Source organism: Flagellimonas oceani (genome assembly GCF_011068285.1).
In the GTDB taxonomy this organism is placed as follows: domain Bacteria; phylum Bacteroidota; class Bacteroidia; order Flavobacteriales; family Flavobacteriaceae; genus Flagellimonas; species Flagellimonas oceani.
Genome location: NZ_CP049616.1, coordinates 616,947 through 633,485 on the forward strand (window position 1 = coordinate 616,947; position 16,539 = coordinate 633,485).

General features: G+C 45.4%; 20 protein-coding genes. 18 read left to right on the forward strand and 2 right to left on the reverse strand.

Annotated features, from left to right (window positions below):
* Position 1: 1 nt before the first annotated feature.
* Both GVT53_RS02865 and GVT53_RS02870 read right to left on the reverse strand, forming a co-directional pair.
* Entirely contained in the window at positions 2–679 is a 678-nt protein-coding gene (locus GVT53_RS02865) for a DUF6904 family protein (RefSeq protein ID WP_166247332.1), read from the reverse strand.
* A 214-nt stretch (positions 680–893) separates the two neighbouring features.
* Positions 894–1,532 carry an N-acetylmuramoyl-L-alanine amidase family protein gene (locus GVT53_RS02870; RefSeq protein WP_166247333.1) on the reverse strand — a complete coding sequence of 213 codons (639 nt, stop codon included), beginning with the start codon at positions 1,530–1,532 and terminating at the stop codon, positions 894–896.
* A 187-nt stretch (positions 1,533–1,719) separates the two neighbouring features.
* Between GVT53_RS02870 and GVT53_RS02875 the strand changes: the two genes are divergently transcribed.
* The 18 genes from GVT53_RS02875 to GVT53_RS02955 all read left to right on the forward strand — a co-directional run bounded on the left by GVT53_RS02875 (position 1,720) and on the right by GVT53_RS02955 (position 16,469).
* Positions 1,720–2,007: a hypothetical protein gene (locus GVT53_RS02875; RefSeq protein WP_166247334.1), complete on the forward strand. Its 288-nt coding sequence runs from the start codon at positions 1,720–1,722 to the stop codon at positions 2,005–2,007.
* Positions 2,008–2,039: 32 nt separating this feature from the next.
* Complete coding sequence (locus tag GVT53_RS02880; protein ID WP_166247335.1) at positions 2,040–2,324, forward strand: hypothetical protein; 285 nt, start codon at positions 2,040–2,042, stop codon at positions 2,322–2,324.
* Positions 2,311–4,728: a TraG family conjugative transposon ATPase gene (locus GVT53_RS02885; RefSeq protein ID WP_166247336.1), complete on the forward strand. Its 2,418-nt coding sequence runs from the start codon at positions 2,311–2,313 to the stop codon at positions 4,726–4,728. Before GVT53_RS02880 ends, GVT53_RS02885 begins: the two co-directional genes overlap by 14 nt.
* 29 nt (positions 4,729–4,757) lie before the next feature.
* Positions 4,758–5,333: a conjugal transfer protein gene (locus tag GVT53_RS02890; protein WP_166250402.1), complete on the forward strand. Its 576-nt coding sequence runs from the start codon at positions 4,758–4,760 to the stop codon at positions 5,331–5,333.
* 2 nt (positions 5,334–5,335) lie between these two features.
* Complete coding sequence (locus GVT53_RS02895; protein WP_258537760.1) at positions 5,336–6,175, forward strand: hypothetical protein; 840 nt, start codon at positions 5,336–5,338, stop codon at positions 6,173–6,175.
* Between the two features lie 23 nt (positions 6,176–6,198).
* The gene (locus GVT53_RS02900) at positions 6,199–6,810 is read left to right on the forward strand and encodes a conjugal transfer protein TraK (RefSeq protein WP_166247337.1); all 612 of its coding nucleotides are present in this window, start codon (positions 6,199–6,201) and stop codon (positions 6,808–6,810) included.
* An 11-nt stretch (positions 6,811–6,821) separates the two neighbouring features.
* Positions 6,822–7,763 (forward strand): conjugative transposon protein TraM, encoded by a 942-nt coding sequence (gene traM, locus GVT53_RS02905; RefSeq protein WP_166247338.1) that lies wholly within the window; start codon positions 6,822–6,824, stop codon positions 7,761–7,763.
* Positions 7,764–7,810: 47 nt separating this feature from the next.
* Complete coding sequence (locus GVT53_RS02910; RefSeq protein WP_166247339.1) at positions 7,811–8,638, forward strand: DUF4138 domain-containing protein; 828 nt, start codon at positions 7,811–7,813, stop codon at positions 8,636–8,638.
* Between the two features lie 239 nt (positions 8,639–8,877).
* On the forward strand, positions 8,878–9,300 hold the full coding sequence (locus GVT53_RS02915) for a hypothetical protein (RefSeq protein WP_166247340.1): 423 nt from the start codon (positions 8,878–8,880) through the stop codon (positions 9,298–9,300).
* 145 nt (positions 9,301–9,445) lie between these two features.
* The gene (locus GVT53_RS02920) at positions 9,446–9,706 is read left to right on the forward strand and encodes a hypothetical protein (RefSeq protein ID WP_166247341.1); all 261 of its coding nucleotides are present in this window, start codon (positions 9,446–9,448) and stop codon (positions 9,704–9,706) included.
* A gap of 479 nt (positions 9,707–10,185) precedes the next feature.
* Positions 10,186–10,689, forward strand: coding sequence for a DUF6252 family protein (locus GVT53_RS02925; RefSeq protein ID WP_166247342.1), 504 nt, complete (start codon positions 10,186–10,188; stop codon positions 10,687–10,689).
* A 216-nt stretch (positions 10,690–10,905) separates the two neighbouring features.
* Positions 10,906–11,028, forward strand: coding sequence for a hypothetical protein (locus GVT53_RS21140; protein WP_258537761.1), 123 nt, complete (start codon positions 10,906–10,908; stop codon positions 11,026–11,028).
* A gap of 324 nt (positions 11,029–11,352) precedes the next feature.
* Complete coding sequence (locus GVT53_RS02930) at positions 11,353–11,688, forward strand: hypothetical protein (protein WP_166247343.1); 336 nt, start codon at positions 11,353–11,355, stop codon at positions 11,686–11,688.
* 260 nt (positions 11,689–11,948) lie between these two features.
* A complete protein-coding gene (locus GVT53_RS02935; protein ID WP_166247344.1) occupies positions 11,949–12,374 on the forward strand; it encodes a single-stranded DNA-binding protein in 426 nt (141 codons plus the stop codon).
* Between the two features lie 83 nt (positions 12,375–12,457).
* A complete protein-coding gene (locus GVT53_RS02940) occupies positions 12,458–12,907 on the forward strand; it encodes a JAB domain-containing protein (RefSeq protein WP_166247345.1) in 450 nt (149 codons plus the stop codon).
* A gap of 373 nt (positions 12,908–13,280) precedes the next feature.
* A complete protein-coding gene (locus GVT53_RS02945; RefSeq protein WP_166247346.1) occupies positions 13,281–13,844 on the forward strand; it encodes a BfmA/BtgA family mobilization protein in 564 nt (187 codons plus the stop codon).
* Between the two features lie 2 nt (positions 13,845–13,846).
* Positions 13,847–14,875, forward strand: coding sequence for a MobB family relaxase (gene mobB / locus GVT53_RS02950; protein ID WP_166247347.1), 1,029 nt, complete (start codon positions 13,847–13,849; stop codon positions 14,873–14,875).
* A 4-nt stretch (positions 14,876–14,879) separates the two neighbouring features.
* Positions 14,880–16,469 (forward strand): type IV secretory system conjugative DNA transfer family protein, encoded by a 1,590-nt coding sequence (locus tag GVT53_RS02955; RefSeq protein ID WP_166247348.1) that lies wholly within the window; start codon positions 14,880–14,882, stop codon positions 16,467–16,469.
* Positions 16,470–16,539 lie beyond the last annotated feature (70 nt).

Below are 16,539 nucleotides of genomic sequence, written 5' to 3' on the forward strand. Positions count from 1 at the left end.
CTTACCATTGTAAATGTTCGTAATCGATATGGTCGTCATCCATCTCCAAGTCCGATATACTGCATTGTAGCCGTTTGGCCTCCTTTTCCAGAAAATCACGATATTCCTTGTATTCCCCGGTAAAGAAAATGCCGCGTTTGAGAAGCTCTGGAAGTTTTCCAAAGGCCCTTTTCCCTCCACCAAGCTGTACATAATCTATATGGATACTCCGCATGTACTGATAACTGAACTCGTTGGCACCGTCCAGGCCATTCTCGATATGGCCCACCAAATTTTTGGCTCCGATCTCATCAAACTCGTTCATGGCGCTTTCCAGCCAGAACTCGAGTTGTAGCAACATGGAAATAGCTAACTTGTCCGTAGGATAAAACTGCATATTGTACTTGATGGCCGATAGTGAAAACAGAAAATGGACCCAAGAGATCTTGGTGCCATAATGGGTGGCCCGTTCCGGAGAAAAATGGCTGGTTTCCCTTTGGTCCCTACTGCCCTCCTTTGCCTTCCTTATCTCGTAGGAGAACCCGCTGATGAGCTTGTCCCTGTTCTCAAACCCCTTGGCATTATGGTATTGCTCTTGGTTCCAGAACGTGCCGATCACATCATATAAAGCATCCAGATCCTCATAGGTGCCCCAAATTTCGGCCCCTATTCCTCTTTTGGTCGGTGTTAGGTATAACATTTCAAATACGATTGATGAATTGACACTTTGCCTTTGTAAGGTTAATGGGGGAAAATTACATAAAAACAACTTATGGGAAGGGCATCATCGGTACTAATACCTAAAATGGATACTTTTTAAACTTTGGGCCGATGTCTTAGAACATCCCACAGTTCCCTTCCCATTTCAACCACAATTGTTCTGAGTAGGATAAATAGACTTGCAAATAACTTTTTCATTCCATCATCTTTTTGATTCCCATTAAGATCGCCAATCCCAAGGCACTGATGTTTTCCTTACGTTCCAAGTGTCCCGCCTCATCCGAATGGGACAAAAAACCGAGTTCCAAAAGCAGCGCAGGGCATACTTCCCTGTTGTCGCGCAATACCTGAAAATTGGCCCGTTTCACACCTCGGCTTCGATAGCCCAATGTGGTTTTGAGATAGACTTCCATGGCCTTGGCCATGCTGATATGGCTCTGGGAAATAGGTCTGTTGTATAGATAGATTTCCAATCCCGATGCCTTGGGATTGTCGGCATGGTTGCAGTGCAAGGAAATAAAAAGGTCCGGTTGTAGCACTTTCGCCAGTCGGGTGCGATGGCCCAATGATATTAGGGTATCTGAATATCGCGTGAGATACATATCATAGCGATTGTCCAATAAGACCTTATTGTACCGTAAAATGGCCTCGGCCAATTTCAGGGTCAGTTCTTTTTCGCTGAGGCCATTGACCCCAATGGCACCTGAATCAAGCCCGCCATGGCCTGGGTCGATGATGATGATCGGTTTGTGTGAGCTGTTCCTTTGCCCATAGGTGTTGGGCAGGAGCAAGGTAAAAATCCCCAAAAGCAGCAACGTGTTCCTTCGTTTCATGGCATGTTTATTTTGAAATGGTTCATTGTGCAATCTTCAACAGTTTGCGAAAAACCCTTGGGATTCATCAAAATTTAACGCTGCTGTCCGTTAATTTTTAGCGTATCGCCATCCTTTCCAGAGCTTACCGATACTTTTCGAAAAAGTTTATTCATCAATCGGCCCAATCGGCCACAAAACTGACATCATGAAAAAAACAATGTTAAGTATCTGGGCCATGCTCCTTATGGGCATGTCCGCTTTTGCACAGATCGGGGGCATCGAGGATTCGGTCAATGACATCTCCGATACCATCCGAACCATCTTTCCACTCCTACTGGGGGTCATCTTTTTGGTCGGCTTCCTGTTCAATGCAGGTCATTTTTTTGGGGAGAACGCAGACCTCAAAAAAGGCATCACACGCGTATTGGTGTTCGTGCTCATTGCAGGGGCCGTGGTCGGCATCTTTACCTATCTCATCGGAATCGTGGTCTGACCTTTTTACAGATCCAACAAAAGTCATTTCCTATGAGAACGTACAAAATCTATAAGGACATCCGTAAAGGGGCGAGGATATGGGGGCTTCCCATATCCCTGTTTGCCTTTATGATGCTCTCCATCTTGGCTTCCCTGCTGATCATCATCTTTTCCTTCAGCCTTATGGCCATCATCTTGGCCATGGTCTGGAACTGCTGTTGGTATGTGGGGCTGACCAAGATAGCCTCCAACAAGTACTTGTTGGATTTCAGTAAAACCTTTCCCAACTGCATCAGCAATAAACCCGATAATCTATTGAACCATGTCGACCCTTAATATCGCCGCCCATCATCCCATTGTGGACATACGGGACCATATCGTCTTTGCCAATAATGGCAGTGTCCTGGCCTGCTATAAGGTTTTGCTCCCTGAGGTCTATTCGCTTTCCGAAACCGATTTTGAAGGGCTGCATAGCAGTTGGTTTCAGGCCTTCAAGTCCCTTCCCGTAGGGACGGTGGTCCACAAGCAGGAGGTCTACCTGAAATCCTCCTTTACTTCCGTCCAGTTGCGCAGGGATACCTTCCTCTCCAAAGCGACCCATGATCATTTCAAGGGAAGGGAATATATGGAGCACCAGAGCTATCTGTTCTTTACTTGTCCCGGTAAGAAGGGTTTCAACCATCCCAAATATGTCAACCCCTTTGCAAGCGTGCCCAAGGCATTGCCCAGGGAGTTGGATGATAGGGTAAAGCAGTTTTTGGATGCGGTCTCCGATGCGGTGAATTATCTCAACAATGGGCAAAAAATCCGATTGGAACCCATGGTGGACAGCGAAATTCTGGACTTGGCCCAAAGACAGTTCAACGGATATAACCCGGATTGTGATACCGATATCGTTCTGGACGGCCCCAAAGTGGCCATTGGGAACCATCACTTCGATGTGCTGGCCATCAATAGCGAGTCCTGTTTTGGGGACTGCGTACAGACCAGTAAGGTCAATGAACGGTTTACCTCGGATGATTTTACCTTTCACCAAGGGTTCATCGACGGTCTTGGCCTTTCCCTCAAGGAAAATCATATCATCAACCAGATCATCTATCTGGATGATAGGCACCAATGGAGGAAGCAGCTCGAGAAAAAGGTGGAGGAACTGAAAAAGAGTTCCAATTTCGGTACACAGAACAAAGTGGTCCTCAAGAAAATCGAGCATATCCTCGATCAGATCAACACTGATGACCATGCACGGATTGTCCGTGGACATCTAAATGTCATCCATTGGAACCGGGATGTGGAGCAACTGGATCGGACGAACACAAAGATCAGGGCCACCTTCAAGGAACTGGATATCATGCCCTATTACCCATGTGGTAAGGAACGTAAACACTATATCCTGAACAGTTTCCCTTGTTTTGCCCCCAATTTTTCCAATGAGGATCTCTATGTGACCGATTTAAAGCATGCGCTTTGTCTTTGGACAAATACAACCAATTATAGATCGGACTGCACGGGGATTGTGTTCAATGATCGCGAGTTCAATATTCCTGTGCTGAAAGATGTCTGGGACGAAGGGAAAAAGCGTATCAAGGCACGCAACTTTGCTATTTTTGCCCCGACCGGGGAAGGGAAGTCCTTTTTGGCCAATAACATGCTCCGTCAATACTTTGAGGTGGGGGTCCGGCTGGTCATTATCGATCTGGGCGGTTCCTACACCAAGTTCGCGAGCCTCTATCCCGGACAGAGTACCGTGCTTCGTTATGAAAACGGTAAGAGTCTTGGCATCAATCCATTTTATATATCGAATCGTGACGATGTGATCCCAGAACGCTTGGAGGATCTTTCCCTCTTCCTTTTTGAGCTAATGGGGGCCGGTACCACACCCCAAAAGGAATGGTCGGTGGCCTTGAAGAAACTATTGCTGGCCTACTATAAGGAAAGCCAAATTGTTCCACATTCTTTGGAAGGGTTCTACAATTTCGTCAGCAAACATCAAAAGGACCTACTGTCACGATTGCAGATCGATTCGGAATATTTTAATGTCAAGGGATTCCTGCACATCCTTTCGGAATATGTGGGAGAAGGACTCTACAGCTTTCTTTTTGGCGCCAATGAAGACCAGTCCTATCGATTGGAGGATAAACGGTTGATCGTGTTCGAACTTGATGAAGTAAAGGACAACAAGGAGATTCTCTCCGTGATGCTCAAGCTCATCAAAACGGCCATCCAACGGACCGTTTGGAGGAATAGGGAGGAGCGGGGCATCATCCTCTTTGATGAGTTTGCCAAACAGCTCAAGTTCGACAATGTGTTGGAAAGCGTGGAGTTTTATTACCAGGCTATCCGGAAACAGGAGGGGGCAATTGGCATCATCCTACAGTCCATCAACCAACTGCCCCAGAATTCAACCTCGGCCAGTATTCTGGAGAATACACAGATCATTTATAGCCTTAGAAATGAAAAAGGCTATGCTGCGCTCCAGGAAAGACTTCAGCTATCCGCACATGACCTGAATCAATTGAAATCCATCAGGAACCATCTTTCCGGACATCCTAAATACACCGAAATCTTTATCAAGATTGGAAAGGAAAGCAACATCTTCCGCTTGGAGGTGCCCCCAGAGGTCTATGCGGCCTACCTGACCGAGGGCCCGGATAATGAGTCCATTATGGCCCTGTACGAAGCATATGGTGATATGGAGCAAGCCATCAAAGCATTTATAAACCTAAAAAACAAGGAAGAATGAAAACAAAGGAGAATCAAAATAGTGGAAAAATGAGCCTATTAATAATTGTGGTGTCCCTGTCCTTGGCAATGCACTTGCCCGGCCGCGCTACGGCCCAGGGGATGCCGGTATATGACAATACCAACTTTATCACCTTGGGCAAACAGATCATCGAATCGGCCAAGCAGACCTCCGAACTCTTGAAGACCGTGGAATTTTTACGGGAACAAAAAGAGCGTATCGAAAAAGTCAACGATGTCATCAAACAATTAAGGGCGGTCCGTGAACTGACCCGGAACCACCAACGCCTTTTCGATCTGGTGCGGGACGATCTGCGGGACATTCTCGACTCTCCCCATATCCGTCCAGAGGAGGTGGAATACATTTCCGATGCCTTCAATGCCATCATCGAGCACTCGCTGGAAGACGTGAAATTTGTGGAACACATACTCTCCAGTGATTTTTTGAAGATGACCGATGCGGAACGGATCAGGGTGCTCAAGGAAAAAGAAGTCCAATCCAAGGAAATGGTCGGTGAGGTCCAGCGCAAGGCCAAACGATACCGGGACATTGTTTCCTTTCGGGAAATGCAGGAGGCCATCAATAACCGTATAACAACCCATTGATCATGGCCGGCGTATTGTTAAGTATCGGACTGGAATATGTGGATGCGGTGTACAGCACCATCACCGGAAGTGATTTTTCCCAGTACACCATCACGGGCATGAAGGCCTTGGCCCTGTTGTTCTTTTTGATCAATATCATCAAAAAATACAATGAGGGAATAGCGGCACGCGATGGACATACCTGGGGGCTGACACCAACGGAACTGGCAAAGAATTTTGTCGTGGTGCTGTTGGTGTTGTTTTCCGATCAGGTGTTGGATGCCTTTGATACCATCCTGGTGGGCATTGAGACCCAATACCGCGGCACGGCACCGGATCTGTTGCCCCTGCAGTTGCAGGATATTTCCATTGAAGAGGATGCCGGATTCATGGACGCTGCACGAAAGGGGATGGCGCTGCTTTATGAGGCGCTGGTCAGTCCCTTGTTCGGGATGCGGCTATTGGCATTTATCATTAGTGTGTTCCTCTGGCTGCTGGACCTGTTCATCTATCCGATGTTTTTGGCGGAACGTTTTTTTCTCCTCGGCATCATGCGTGCCTTTTTTCCCTTGGTCATCAGTTTGGCGGTTTTTGAGAAGTTCAGAACCTTGGCCTACAACTTTTTTAAGCTCTATGTGGCCGTTTACATGCTGGTACCTGCCTTTTTTCTCGTGAACATTTTTATCAATGCCCTCTATGGGGAGTTGACGACCAACTTTTGGATCAACCTTTTTGGTACTAATTACGGGAGTTCCGTGTTTGCGCCTTTGGTGGAACTGGGCACCATTGGCTTTATCGTCTTTTTGAAATTCAAACTGTACCGAAGGGCAACTTCTTTTTCACTCAAACTCTTCGGTGCCTAGTACCGGATCAAACCTAAAATAATATGAAAACAATGTATAAAAATATATCTGCAATACTTCGGACCAATCGTTTTGTGGTCCTGACCGTGGTCATGACATCGACCCTCTGTACGCTGGGTGCTGTGTTGGTGGCCTATCAAATGTATCAGGAAACTAGGACGGGAAACTTTGCCATTGGAACGGATGGTTCCATCATTCCATTGAAATGGACGCTCCAACAGGAAAACCGTGAGGTGGAGGCCTTGGCCCATATTGAACAGTTCCATAGGTACTTTTATGGTATCGATGCCAGTAACTATCAAAAGCATTTGGAAAAGGCCCTATGGTTGGGGGACAGTTCTGTGGACAATGTCTACCGGCAAAAAAAGGCCGATGGGGTCTATAACCGGCTCTTGCAATATTCCTTGGTCCAAAAGGTGCTGTCCGTGGAAACCGATCTTTTTGGGGAAGCAGGTGCCTTCTCCTTCAGGTCCCGGGTGATTTTTGAAATTGACAGGGGTTCGGTAACCGATACCTACGAACTGCAGACCTCAGGTCAACTTCATATGGTCGACCGACACTTTCCCAATAATCCCCATGGACTATTGATCACGGCCTATTTTGAAAATCAATTGAAAAAGGTCAATGACCTATAAAGACTTCTGCTATGAAACTGGATAAAAAGAAAATCGTTTTTGGGATCGTCATTCTGTTGGTCCTGGTATTTATGGTAGTGTATGCCATGCTCTTCCTTACCGATGGAGGTGATTCCGTGGAACCATTGAAGCAACCCTTGGTACCCGCTTTGGAAACGGCCCAAAAGGAGTATGCCTCCAAACTGGAGGCCATTGATGATCTTAAAGAGGTGAAGACGACCAATGCGCCAAGTATCTATGATGAGAAGTATTTGGATACTACAGGGGTTTTTGCCCCAGATTTTATAGATAGGAAGAAGGCGCGGATTGTGGACAGTATTTACAGCTTGGGGCGCATTGATTATACACAGGGGTCCTATCGGAAACCATATAAAGAAAATGACGTAAAGGTCAATGCCCATGTTCCTAAGGAATCAAACGAGCTGGTGCATGGATCTGAACAAAATGAAAGCACAATACCTACCTTACCTGAAATGGCCTTGGAACAGCAATTGTTCTTTGCTTCCGATCCCCGACCCGATGTAGATGATCGGAATGACATGGTTATTTCGGCGGTGGTAGATCGGACACAGACAGTCAGGGCCCACGACCGATTGGAAGTCCGACTTCTGGAAGAGATGGTCATTCACGGTAAGGTCGTGCCAGAAGGTACCATCGTTTTCGGAATCGTGGGCTTTCAGCCCAATAGGATGGTACTGGATATTGGGAATATTGACCATATTCCCTTAAAGTTAAGGGCATATGACTATCGGGACGGGCTGGAAGGTCTCTATATCCAGAATTCCCTTAGGGCCGAACTGTCCAAGGAAGTGGTCGATGATGTCGTGGGAGATATCAATGTACCGGGGGTCCCCCAGGTAAGGGGCCTGAAAAATATCTTTCAACGCTCCAACCGTCAGGTCAGGGCCACCGTAAACAGAAACTATAAAATCCTTTTAAAAATAAAGCCTTGATATCTCGTTTGAACCGGGGTCTTTCGGGCTTCTAAAACCATTTCGTCATGAAAAATGCAATCATCATTGTTGGGATGTTACTTGCCGTTGCCTCCCAAGCCGCCAACAATACAACCTTGGACACCATTTATGCCAATGAACATATGAACATGGCCCTGTTCTTTCCCGCCAAGATCAAGCAGGGCATCGTGGGCAACAACAATTTCGCCTTTACCTATAATCGGGAAAAAGGACAGACCTTGGGACTATTAAAGGCCGTTCCGGGTAAGGACAGCAATCTGCTGGTCATTACTAAGGACGGAAGTGTCTATTCCTTTATGGTCCGTTATGCCGAAAAACTAGAATATCCGAATAGATTTATTGGATTGGAGGAACGCATCGGGACCGAAGACCAAGGGGTAAGGGAAGATGCCCAACAGGAAAGGGTAGCCCGGACTTTGATTGCGGATTCCTCGGAGGTTCTTACCATTAGTGACCGAAGGTTTCAGGTCTCTTGTGAATCACTCTTGCAACTGCCCGAACGAAAGCATTCGGTCAAGAAAAAGCAGGGGCTCTCATTGGCCGTAAAGAATATGTACCACATGCAAGACGAGGTGTATGTCCAATTTGAAATAGCGAACCATTCGGGTGTCCGGTTTGATTTTGGAGACTTGGAACTGTTCAAGGTCAGTGGTAAAAGAGGGAGGAGGGCTTCTTATCAGGAATTGGAACTGCTGCCTTTGCATGGACATAATGTCCCTGTTAATGTTATGCATGGCCAAACGGTTCAATCGGTCTATGTTTATCCAAAATTTCATTTGGACAAAGGGGAGAGGCTGAAGGTCAACCTTTCTGAAGCGGGTACATCGAGGCTGGTTGTATTGTCCTTTAAGTAAGGTATTAGATGTTTTAAAGCTGGTTTTTAATACCAATTTGATTGGTACAATTGTTGATCGAAACGAGACTCCCAAATAAACCTAATGGAATGTGGTTATCAAGACACTGGGCAATTTTAATTTATGAATAACTAGCTATTCCTTAGTTATGTAGGGAAATTTTATGGATTGGTCGATTCATATAGGTATTTTTTGTTGATATCCATATATTTACCCTCCCCCGATACAACAGTACATTTATGAAGACAAGAAGCGCAAACTACAGGCTGTCCGATAGTAGGCTTTGGCAAAGGATAAATAGGGATTTCGGTGATGGAGGAGGTATCTATGAGCTTTATTGCATGTTGCCAAAAACTGAAATTGTAGCAGTAAAGCAAATGCACAAAACAGATGCTATGGGGACGCTGTACATTGGTCGGGCCCAGAAGTTCTGCGATGAAGTCATTGAACTCAAAAAAGCCATGGCCCCAGATGATTCATCTTTAAACCATGAAGGTGGTGTTAGGTACATGGATTCCGAAACCCTACAAGAAAAGTATCCCTATGAACATCTCTATGTCGAACTCCATGGCACTGACAAGAGCGTGGAAATGGAAAGTGAGAAACTGAAATCCTATGTCAAGGAATTTGGTGAATTACCACCTTTAAACATGATGTCTTGAAAGAGCATTAACCCGTAGTTTAAGTAATGCCGAAAAAGAATATGTAACGTTTGTAAATGTAGCGCATTAAGATTTCATTCCTTCCAACGGCTAACCTCTACATGTTTACGTCCTTTTTCCTATATTCTTATAATTTTACATGGATATGAAGGATGGACCAAAAATAGACAAGGATTCTTTTATAAGGGATTGCAACCTTAGTGTAAGAACACAAAATGTGCTCTACAACAATGCAGAAGCATTTGGGGTTGAACGGGCCTCTTGGATCATGTACAGCAATCTTAAAGTTTCAGATATTGGTAAACTTTCGTTGCGGGTTATCGGTGGTTTTAGGAATTGTGGCACAAAAACACTTTCTGAAATTAAGGAATTATGCAGGAAAGCAGGAGTGGAATTAAAAGAATGACCTAACGAATGGAAATAGTACTAAGGTACATCTCAAATCAATATGAGGTGCTTGGGTAATGAGTCAGGCCAAAGGTATTTCTAATGAAAGGCCTGAAAAGAACAGCCCGCCCCCGACAACTGACCCGGGTAAATGAATTCGTTTTTCCGGTTACGGGTTGGCAGGCTGTCATAATTATGAAACTTCAAGATGTCTTGTAGTGTCTATGATTTGCTCCCAATGGGATGCAGCCCGAAACTAAAGGGATAGTGAAGATTCTGCAACTAAACCAACATATATTCGACGAAAGAATCCATCAAGGGAGAACAGGACGGGCAGATTTTTAAGAAGAACTTGGTTAGCCCCCATTTTTGATTTACGGGTTGCCAAATCGACTGAGGCTTTGCACAAAACCCTGATCGTGCAGTGAGGGGCTCCTATTATCTTTTCAAGCTATAAGCAACCTAAACAAGATCCCACCATCTAAAGAAAAAACACCTATGTTACGCTTTCGATTTTCATTGTCATACCTGTTCCTTTTCAGCTTGTTGTCCATTCTTGGATGTAGTTCTGATGACGGTTCCGATATTCCCTTGGCCGAGAATACCTTTGAGGCCCAAAAGGACGATGTCCTATGGGAAGGCAGCACTGAACTGCAGCTGATGGAGAACGGTACCCTGGTCTTCTTGGCCAAAGGGGAAGGGCTCGACAATGGGGTTTTGATGGTCAAGGTGAAGTTTGAAGATGAGGGCAGCTATACCGTGGCCAAGGAAAATGGTCTATACTACGATACCCTAGGCGGGGATGCCATTGTGGCGCAATATACCCTACAGGAACCCGAAACAGCCACCTTTATGGTGGAGTCCTATGACCAATCCAGTAAAACCTTGACCGGTAGCTTTGAGCTGGATTTGGTTCCCGAGGCCCAGAATGGCAAGAACATTGAATATGTGCTAAGGATCACCGAGGGCAGGTTTAAGGGAACCCTGACGGAAGTTCCTTAGACAGCTTGATTCGCGTTTATAAACCGAATACCCATGGTATGGTGGGATACCCTAAAACATATTTTTCCGAGGAACATTATAAATTTTGATGCCCTTACCGAGGTAAAATGAACATGTTTTTATCTTTTAGCGTGGAATTTTGAAACCTTGGCCTGTTTTTACCATTCCTGTAACAATGGACCCTAAAAATTAGGGTTCTTTGTAACATAAAGGGTAATGGCAAAAAGTACATACATCTCGGAAAATCTCAATGAAGATCGCATTGCATTGTTGAAATACTTGGAAGACCTTGAAATCCTGTACTTGCATTTAAAGGAGTTGACGGTCCAATTGCCATAAAAATTGGCGGGCAACAGCCATGAATTGGTGGAAAACCTATATCGACATGGACTGCTCAACCGCATAGCACGGAATTGTATTCCAAACCCAATAACGCCAACCTAAATGTCTTTGCCACCTTATTCAGTTCCTATAGTACCATAGCTTATTGGTCTACTCTGTATTATCATAACCTAAGGGTGCTATCTCCAACTACCATTTTGGTTAAAAAAAACCTATTCCGAAGGAATAGTTTACAGGGATTCATCCAGTATGCCAAGAAACTGGTCAATCAACTATAGTCTTATGCATGGTGGCCCCTCATAAAAGATGGTTTGTAAGTGAATGGAAACTGGGATTGAATGTCCCCAGGGAGGATTTGTTACCAATGGCCGAACCCCAAAATTAAATGATATTACAAAAGGAGATTCCCAAACATGGAAAGTGCCCCCTGATACTGTGGTGGTGGACTTGTCTTGGGACACTTTCTGTCGGTGTTTTTTGAATACCTGTAAACCTGGAACTTCCGGTAATCCCCATTTTTCATCACTTCAAATAGCCGTTGTTTTTTCCGTTGCTCCCATTCCTTTCGCATTTCCCGTTCTTGATTCCCTTGCCCAAGCCGTCCGTGCTTCCTTTTTGACGGCAAAACAACAACATCCAGCCTTGCGGGCGGCATAAAGCCGCTACGCTTTTTATACGCCCTTGTACAAGCCTGGAGGTTGTACCGCGATCAGCAACAAAAAGGATACGTGACGGCCCTATGGGAAGTAAATCATTTAAACCAAGAACGATGAAATCATACGAAAACAATAAAACGGGAGCACTTCAAAAGTTAAAAACAAACAAAAAGGAAAACGCTCTGGATATAATAAGTAAATCAGTTTTCAACGCCCTGACGGATAGGGCTCCATATAATTCTAATCTTTAAATTTTTAATCATGAGTACATTGAGAAACAAAGTCCAATTGATCGGGAACATCGGAAACGATCCCAAAGTGGCCGTACTGGAAAGCGGGAGCAAGACCGTACGCTTTGCCATGGCCACCAACGAGTATTACAAGAACGCCCAAGGGGAAAAGGTACAGTCCACCCAGTGGCACAACGTGGTCGCCTGGGACAAAAGGGCGGAGGTCATCGAACAGTATGCCCACAAGGGCAAGGAAATCGCCATCGAGGGCAAACTGGTATCCCGTAGCTATACCAATGACATGGATGTCAAGGTCTATGTGACCGAGATTGTGGCCACTGAGATCCTGCTCTTGGGAGGCAAGGAATCCCAAGAAGCCGAGTCAACCCCCGAAAAGGGAAAAGGCCAAAAAACGGTTTCAAAGTCCAAGAACCCCAAAACGGCAAAGACCGCCTAATACGGTAAGGCCGATGCCTTAAGAGGGTGGGCAGCTAAAAACTTCCGCCCTCTTTTTTTCATCAGCACCCTAATACCATCATCATGGGAACACAAGTCAACGAAATCCATATCCGATACAAAGAACGCATCCCAGCCCCCTTTTGGAAACAGATCAAATCCTCCAAGGATGCTGCGGAAATGCTATACCAAACATGGAATACCGATACCATCGCCGTTCATGAATCCTTTAAGATCGTCCTGCTCAACAACAGCAATAAGGTCAAGGGCATTTACCAAGTCTCACAGGGAGGGATAACGGGCACCCTAGTGGATCTGCGTATCCTCTTTGCCGTAGTGCTCAAAACGCTCTCCGTGGGAATCCTGCTCGCCCATAACCACCCCAGCGGAAAACTGCAGGCCAGCCAACCGGACAAAGACATTACCCAAAAAATCCAACGGGCGGCCAAGCTCTTCGATGTCAAGGTCCTTGATCATATCATTATCGCCCCCAATGGGGACTACTTCAGTTTTGCCGATCAAGGGGTGTTATGACTGCGGGAACAACCGCACTATGTAAGCTTAGGGAATCATATCGGTTCCCTTTTTTATTGAAAATGTGCAACTTTCGGAGGGTTTACTTGCCTATTCGCCAAAACCAACCTTTCCAACCTCTTAAAATTCAATGTTCCGACCTCCCTCACCGTAAGGGCCTATACCTTGGGATAGGTAGGACGATTTCCCCGTGTGCGCGGGGAAACGGAATAGCGAGAGGGTAGCACGCCAAGGCGGTGCTACGTATCCCATTTGCTTCGCAAAGCCCATAATAACAGAGGGTTTCAAGAATGATGGTGTATATGCGACATCCGTGATTTGCTGTAAATCCTTTTGAAACACCTGAAAAGATTGCAAAAAGTTGCAGCAAAACATGAAGCAGAAAAGCAAAACATATCGATTCTCGGCCATCAATATTAAAAAGGCGGTGGCCAATAGGTTCCGTAATTTCTCTAAAAAAACGGCAAAATCCCACACGGAAACCTTAATAGCGGTCATGGACTTTTTTGAGTGGCATGGCTTTGTTCCTACGGACCGCATGTATCAAAGTGTCTTGCAGGAAATCATCAAAAACCAAAAACTTACCGAAACCTCCATTAAACGCACCGAGGCCTCCATCGCCATTATCCGGGATATCGAGATCACACAGACCAAACCCACCAATGCCATTTTGGAAGTTTTATTGGAACAAAAGGCCAAACACGAAAAACCCAAAGTGGAACCTGTACCCCAAAAACAGGAACCACGGATTGAGATTACCGTTCCCAAAATCCGTTACGAACGCCTCCAGGACAAATTGGAAATGCTAAAAAAGGAAAGCCAATATCTTATGGAACATACAACGCTTGTAAAGCCCTCCTTTGGTAAACCTTTCCTGCGATTGGATATCACCGAGGGGGAGCTGGAAAACTATAAACGTACCCTTCAAAATCTATGACCATGTACATCACTATCACGGCACAGAAAATCGGCAGAGGTTTCGAGACTTATCACAGTAGCGTCCGGGACTATGTGGCCTATTTGGAAAAAGAGAACCAAGATTTGGAACCAGAGGAACAGGAGACCTTTTTTGACCAAAAAGAAGATAAGATTCCTCCTGAAACCGTCATATCGGAAATTGATGGCAATACCGCCAAACTCAAGAAGCATGAACCTAAATTCTATTCCATCGTGGTAAGCCCAAGCCAACGGGAACTCAAACAGATCAGCAATAATCCAAAAGCGCTTAGAAAATACACCCGGGAAATCATTAAGGATTATGCCGCATCCTTTTATCGTGATAGAACGGTCACTGTAGATGATATCAAATACTATGCTAAAATCGAATACGAACGCAGCTTTCGGGGCTTTGAAAAGCAGGTGCAGGAAAATGTCCCGTACCGCAAACAAATCGCCAAACTCCGAAATGACCTGGCCAAGGTGGAACGGGGTGCACTACAAGGCAATTCAAAGGTCATTCAACAGGAAATCCAGCGCCTGACCCAAGAGGCTCCCCATAAGATAAAAGGCCAAATGATCGTAGAGGGGATGAAAAAGGAAGGGACACAATCCCATATCCATATTATTGTCAGCCGAAAGGATGTGACCAATACCTACAGCCTGTCCCCAGGGAGCAAGTTCAAGGCATCCGAAACCACCCTACAGGGTAAAAAGGTCAAACAGGGTTTTCACCGTGATCAATTCTACCAATCCGCAGAAAAGTCCTTTGATCGGATGTTTGCCTATGACCGAAACTTTATGGAAAAATATGGCACGAAAAAGCTATACCGACAGGATCCCAAAAAGTTTGTGGCCCTTTTGTTGGGATTGCCGAACAACGAAAAGCAACTGGCCCTAAAACTATTGCGCAAAGGAGGAGTAACCATCCCCAACATCCCGACCAACAAGGTGCAGTTGGCCTATAAGACCCTGATGAAGCTCAAACAAGGTGTCGAACAGGCCATCCGATCAGGGGGCATTGAAATCTAATATAATGTTGACTGCTTCCATTATACATATTGTTTTGCTGGTGCTTCTATTGGGAAGCTTGATTTCTTTTCTTTTGGTCAAGTACTTCCGTTATGGGTTTATCGGGTCTTGGCTGTTGGTTCTTGGAGTGGTGACAGCTCTTTTCTTTCTATTGGAAATGAGTGATTTCCTAAGGGTAATGCTCTACCTATTGTTGCCTTGGGCGTTTATCAATTTGCTATGTTATGTTTTCATCCCAAACAAGGAAGCCAATACCATTGATAAAAAATATCGATTGGTGCTGCAGACCAAGGGAACCAAATTGGTATTGTCCAATATCCGAAGGGGTATTTCCATTATCGGGGCAGCGGGCAGCGGAAAGACCGAAAGCATCGTCCTCAACCTTTTTCAACATTTTGCGGCCCATCGCTTTTGTGGGGTGATGCATGATTACAAGAACTTTGAGATTACCGAGATGGCTTATCCGTTGTTTAAGGGCACTGACCGGAAATTCCATATCGTTTCCTTTGATCCCATTTACCAACGGGTCAATCCCATTGCGCCCCGTTATTTGCCCGATGAGGAAAGTGTCCATGAGATCTCCCGGGTGCTTTTGGAAAATCTCTTGGAACTCAAGGAAAGTGGTAGTAGTGGTACCTCACGTTTTTTCCAGGATGCCGTGGAGGGCCTGATAGGAGGGCTGATCTGGCGGTTGAAGGAAGACTTTCCCGACTATTGCACCATTCCCCATATGATTGCTCTCTACCAATACCTCGATACGGAGCACTTGGTACGTTTCTTAAGTGCCGACCTGACTTCCAAGGCCATGGCCGATGCTTTTATCAGTGGGGTGGACTCCGATAGACAGACCGCCGGAGTGAAAAGCACCTTGGCCAATGCCTTCAAGAAAATCAGTACCCGGAAGATATTTATGGCGCTCTCAGCGGATGAGGTGCCTTTGGATATCAATAATCCCCAAAACCCCTCGGTCGTGTCCATTGTCAATAATCCAAAAAAAGAGAGCTCACTTTCTCCCGTCATTGCAACGATCATCCATACCATTTCCAAACAGATGAGCGAGCGGAACCGATTGACCTCCTTTTTTCTCATTGAAGAGGCCTCCACCATTCGCCTATTGAACATGCACCGGATTCCGGCGACCTTACGGAGCTATGATATCGCGACGGTCTATGTATTGCAGGACAAGATTCAAAATGATATGCTCTACGGGGACAAGGCCAGTAAGGCCATACTGAGCAATCTGTCCTATCAGTTTTTTGGCAAGGCCAATGATCCCGATACCGCGAAATATTATGAGCGCTTTTTTGAAATCGTAAAAAAGCAGTCCAAGAGTGTGAACAAAGGTTATAACCTGAATTTTGATACTCGAGTGACCCAAAGTGAACGGGAAGTGACCAAGACACGGGCCGATGCTTTCTATGGGTTACAACAAGGGGAGTTTGTAGTGTTCTTTGATGGGAAGGATAAAAAAATACGCTTTAAAAAGCCAGTGATATCAAAGGAGCTGCCTCAACCCACTCCAAAAACGCCCGAAGAATTAAAATTGAATTTTGACCGAATTCATAAGGAGGTCAGGTCAATGATACCGGAGTGAAATCAGCACCTTTCATAGGGATTGTTAATCCATCCTTTGAGATTCTTTCACAGTAAATAAACAGGTCTTT

Excerpts from the sequence above, each read along its gene's own strand:
- GVT53_RS02940 (WP_166247345.1), top strand. The coding sequence starts at position 12,458 with ATGGGAACACAAGTCAACGAAATCCATATCCGATACAAAGAACGCATC.
- GVT53_RS21140 (WP_258537761.1), top strand. The coding sequence starts at position 10,906 with ATGGCAAAAAGTACATACATCTCGGAAAATCTCAATGAAGATCGCATT.
- GVT53_RS02955 (WP_166247348.1), top strand. The coding sequence starts at position 14,880 with ATGTTGACTGCTTCCATTATACATATTGTTTTGCTGGTGCTTCTATTG.
- GVT53_RS02900 (WP_166247337.1), top strand. The coding sequence starts at position 6,199 with ATGAAAACAATGTATAAAAATATATCTGCAATACTTCGGACCAATCGT.
- GVT53_RS02885 (WP_166247336.1), top strand. The coding sequence starts at position 2,311 with ATGTCGACCCTTAATATCGCCGCCCATCATCCCATTGTGGACATACGG.
- GVT53_RS02945 (WP_166247346.1), top strand. The coding sequence starts at position 13,281 with ATGAAGCAGAAAAGCAAAACATATCGATTCTCGGCCATCAATATTAAA.
- GVT53_RS02865 (WP_166247332.1), bottom strand. The coding sequence starts at position 679 with ATGTTATACCTAACACCGACCAAAAGAGGAATAGGGGCCGAAATTTGG.
- GVT53_RS02910 (WP_166247339.1), top strand. The coding sequence starts at position 7,811 with ATGAAAAATGCAATCATCATTGTTGGGATGTTACTTGCCGTTGCCTCC.
- GVT53_RS02895 (WP_258537760.1), top strand. The coding sequence starts at position 5,336 with ATGGCCGGCGTATTGTTAAGTATCGGACTGGAATATGTGGATGCGGTG.
- GVT53_RS02875 (WP_166247334.1), top strand. The coding sequence starts at position 1,720 with ATGAAAAAAACAATGTTAAGTATCTGGGCCATGCTCCTTATGGGCATG.
- GVT53_RS02935 (WP_166247344.1), top strand. The coding sequence starts at position 11,949 with ATGAGTACATTGAGAAACAAAGTCCAATTGATCGGGAACATCGGAAAC.
- traM (WP_166247338.1), top strand. The coding sequence starts at position 6,822 with ATGAAACTGGATAAAAAGAAAATCGTTTTTGGGATCGTCATTCTGTTG.
- GVT53_RS02920 (WP_166247341.1), top strand. The coding sequence starts at position 9,446 with ATGAAGGATGGACCAAAAATAGACAAGGATTCTTTTATAAGGGATTGC.
- GVT53_RS02930 (WP_166247343.1), top strand. The coding sequence starts at position 11,353 with ATGGAAACTGGGATTGAATGTCCCCAGGGAGGATTTGTTACCAATGGC.
- mobB (WP_166247347.1), top strand. The coding sequence starts at position 13,847 with ATGTACATCACTATCACGGCACAGAAAATCGGCAGAGGTTTCGAGACT.
- GVT53_RS02880 (WP_166247335.1), top strand. The coding sequence starts at position 2,040 with ATGAGAACGTACAAAATCTATAAGGACATCCGTAAAGGGGCGAGGATA.
- GVT53_RS02925 (WP_166247342.1), top strand. The coding sequence starts at position 10,186 with ATGTTACGCTTTCGATTTTCATTGTCATACCTGTTCCTTTTCAGCTTG.
- GVT53_RS02915 (WP_166247340.1), top strand. The coding sequence starts at position 8,878 with ATGAAGACAAGAAGCGCAAACTACAGGCTGTCCGATAGTAGGCTTTGG.
- GVT53_RS02890 (WP_166250402.1), top strand. The coding sequence starts at position 4,758 with ATGAGCCTATTAATAATTGTGGTGTCCCTGTCCTTGGCAATGCACTTG.
- GVT53_RS02870 (WP_166247333.1), bottom strand. The coding sequence starts at position 1,532 with ATGAAACGAAGGAACACGTTGCTGCTTTTGGGGATTTTTACCTTGCTC.